4 protein-coding genes are annotated in these 3296 nt (G+C 60.5%); 1 reads left to right on the forward strand and 3 read right to left on the reverse strand.

The annotated features are described in order from the left end of the window. A partial coding sequence (locus WBF74_RS05350; RefSeq protein WP_424436301.1) for a DUF2125 domain-containing protein occupies positions 1 to 590 on the forward strand: 590 nt, incomplete at its 5' end. 11 nt (positions 591 to 601) lie between these two features. Here the strand turns inward: WBF74_RS05350 and WBF74_RS05355 are convergent. From WBF74_RS05355 to WBF74_RS05365, 3 genes are all read right to left on the reverse strand, one after another. Next, positions 602 to 1528, reverse strand: coding sequence for a prephenate/arogenate dehydrogenase family protein (locus WBF74_RS05355; RefSeq protein WP_424436304.1), 927 nt, complete (start codon positions 1526 to 1528; stop codon positions 602 to 604). Next, positions 1525 to 2643 (reverse strand): histidinol-phosphate transaminase, encoded by a 1119-nt coding sequence (gene hisC, locus WBF74_RS05360; protein ID WP_424436307.1) that lies wholly within the window; start codon positions 2641 to 2643, stop codon positions 1525 to 1527. Before hisC ends, WBF74_RS05355 begins: the two co-directional genes overlap by 4 nt. A gap of 8 nt (positions 2644 to 2651) precedes the next feature. Next, a partial coding sequence (locus tag WBF74_RS05365; RefSeq protein WP_424436310.1) for a hypothetical protein occupies positions 2652 to 3296 on the reverse strand: 645 nt, incomplete at its 5' end.

Consider the following 3296-nt stretch of genomic DNA (forward strand, 5'->3'; position numbering starts at 1 on the left):
TTCTCGGCGAAAGCGGCATGACGGAAACGCTCACCGCACGGCGCCTCCAGCTTCATGCCCGTCCCTCGCTGAACGACATCGAAGAACTGATCCCCGCGAGCTACGACATGGCGGTTCAGGCAGAGAATGTGGTGATGGAGCGCACCGTGCCCCTGCCTGTTCTGGGCGGCAATATCGAATTGCTGATGGCGCAGACAAGGCTGCGCAATCTGCCGGAGACGCGCCATGCAAGCATTGTCGAACTGCTGCGCGCCTGGCAGGCCGCAGGCGGCACGCTCGCCATTTCCGATCTCATCGTGAAATGGGGTCCGCTTGATCTCACGGCGAGCGGTGAACTCTCGCTCGATGCACGCAACAGGCTCGCAGGGCGGCTCGATGCACGGGTCAGCGATTTCGAAAAGCTGGTCGAGACAATGGTGCGTGAAGGCGTGGTGAAGGAAGAAGAAGCGCGCATCGCACTTGCAGGCCTCGTTCTCATCTCCCAGTTTCAGGGACGCCGCTCAAACGAGGTTCAGCTTCCGATCATCTTCCGCGAGGGACGCCTCTTTCTCGGCCCGCTTGCCGTCGCAGAGCTTCGCCCGATCTACTGATCGCGCCCGCGTCACTTCTTGGGTGTGCGGCCGAAGTTCGGCGCCGCCGTATCCTGACCGGCATCGATGATGGAGCGGCGGATCGCGCGGGTGCGGGTGAAAAGATCAAACAGCTTGTCACCATCGCCCCAGCGGATCGCGCGTTGCAGCGCGGTCAGATCCTCCGAGAAACGCGCAAGCATTTCGAGAATCGGCTCCTTGTTGTTGAGACACACATCGCGCCACATGGTGGGGTCCGATGCCGCAAGGCGGGTGAAATCGCGAAAGCCGGAGGCCGAATATTTGATGACTTCCGACTGCGTGACCGTTTCAAGATCGCTTGCCGTGCCGACAATGTTGAAGGCGATGATATGCGGTAGATGGCTCACAATAGCGAGGACGAGATCGTGATGCTTCGGCTCCATCACATCGACCTTGGAACCGCATGCGGTCCAGAATGCGCTGAGTTTTTCAATCGCTGCCGGGTCCGTGCCGGGGATGGGCGTCAGAATGCACCAGCGGCCATCAAAGAGTTCCGCGAAACCGGCATCCGGACCTGATTCTTCCGTGCCTGCAATCGGGTGGCCCGGAATGAAATGCACCCCTTCAGGCACATGCGGTCCCATATCGCGAATAACGGCGAGCTTCACCGAACCTACATCCGTCAGGATCGCGCCTTTCTTGAGGTGCGGTTCGATTTCGGCAGCAACAGCGCCAAGCGCGCCCACCGGCGTACAGACGATAACGAGGTCGGCATCCTTCACCGCCTCTGCCGCGGTTTCATGCACACTGTCCACGAAACCGATCTCGAGAGCGCGTGCCCGCGTTTCGGCCGAGCGCGCATAGCCCGCGATGTGACGCGCAAGGCCGTCACGCTTCATTGCATGGCCGAGCGACCCGCCGATCAGGCCAAGCCCGATCAGCGCTACGCGCTCGAAGTGGAACCCGTCACCGCTCATGACCCGGATACCTTCTTGCCCAGAAACTCTGCAAGCGCCGCCACGACAAGCCGGTTCGCTTCTTCAGAACCAACCGTGAGGCGCAAGCAATCCGGCAGCCCGTAGCTGCCGACAGCCCGCAAAATAAGCCCCCGTTTCATTAGAAACGCATCCGCGTCACGCGCCGTCTTGCCCGGCTCTTCGGGAAAGCGGATCAGCATGAAATTCGCAACGCTCGAGGCAACCTCAAGCCCGAGCTTGCCGATTTCTTCGGTAAGCCACGCAAGCCATTTGTCATTATGCGCGCGCGCCTTTTCCACATGTTCCGTATCAAGAATGGCAGCAACGCCTGCGCGCATGGCCGGGATCGACACATTGAACGGCCCGCGAATGCGGTTGATCACATCGCAAATATGCTGGGGCGCATACATCCAACCAAGACGAAGCGCCGCAAGGCCGTAAATCTTGGAGAAGGTGCGCGTCATCACGACATTTTCTGATGTCGCAACAAGCTCGATCCCCGCTTCATAATCGTTGCGGCTCACATATTCGCTGTAGGCCGCATCAAGCACGAGCAGAATATCAGGCCGCAACCCGGCATGGAGACGGCGCACCTCATCGGCGGGAATATAGCTTCCCGTCGGATTGTTCGGATTGGCAATGAAGACGATCTTTGTCTTTTCCGTCACCGCCGCAAGAATGGCATCCACATCCGTGCGAAGGTTCTTTTCCTTCACGACAACGGAAGTCGCACCGGCTGCTTTCGTGACGATCGGATAGACGAGAAAGCCATGCTCGGTCGAAATCGCCTCATCGCCTTCGCCGAGATAGGATTGTGCGAGAAGATGCAGCAACTCGTCTGACCCCGCGCCGCAGACGATCCTGTCTGCCGCAAGCCCGTAGCGCTTTGAAATGGCATTGCGCAGTTCGTCAGAGCCGCCATCCGGGTAAAGCGCGAGGCTGTCGGCTGCCGACAGAAATGCTTCGCGCGCCTTCGGGCTCGGGCCGAGCGGCGTTTCATTTGCCGAAAGCTTGTAAACCTTGCCCGCCCCTTCCGCGCTCGCGCGACCGCCAACATAGGCTTCAATATCGAGAATGCCGGGCTGCGGCTCGGGCCTTATTCCTGATTTCGTCATGTCGTGTCTCACTCACCGTCCCGCTGAAGGCGGAGCGGATTGGCATAGCCGCCAAGAAGGCGCACTTCGGCAACAGGTGCGACGGCAAGAGCCGCGAGCCGCTCATCATCTTCTGCAAGATGATGCGGTACTTCCATCAGATAGACATGGGCGCCTGCGCCATTATCAAACCGCGCGCTCGCAATGCGTCGCCCCTCAAGCCCTGCCGCGCGCAGAAGCGAGGTCACGCGCGCATCGCTCAGGCTTTCGGAAACAGAAAGGGCGATGAGGGAAGTGTCATCGCCCGTTTTTTCAAATTCACTATGACCGAGAACGAGCGCGCGCAGGCTGCCATCCTCTTTCTCGACCTCCACGAAGGGCAGTCGCGCCACGATGCGCACATTGCCCGTGCTGCCGGAGGCGAGCGCCATCCACCAGTTCCCCGCCGTCGGTTCGGGCAGAATGCCGATGGCCGCGCGGTCGCTGCCGACCCGGCGCACTACCTCGCGCGGCTCCTCATGCAGTTCCATCGGTGTGGTGGAGCCGTAATAATTGCGGGCAAGGTCCCAGAAGCGGATAGCATCCGTCCCCCTGCCGCCCGACACATCCACCCGGAACGGCCCCTGAATCCGGGTCATCGCCACCATGATCTCGCGCCAGATGCGAACCAGCAC

This window comes from Parvibaculum sp., assembly GCF_049672805.1.
Taxonomy (GTDB): domain Bacteria; phylum Pseudomonadota; class Alphaproteobacteria; order Parvibaculales; family Parvibaculaceae; genus Parvibaculum.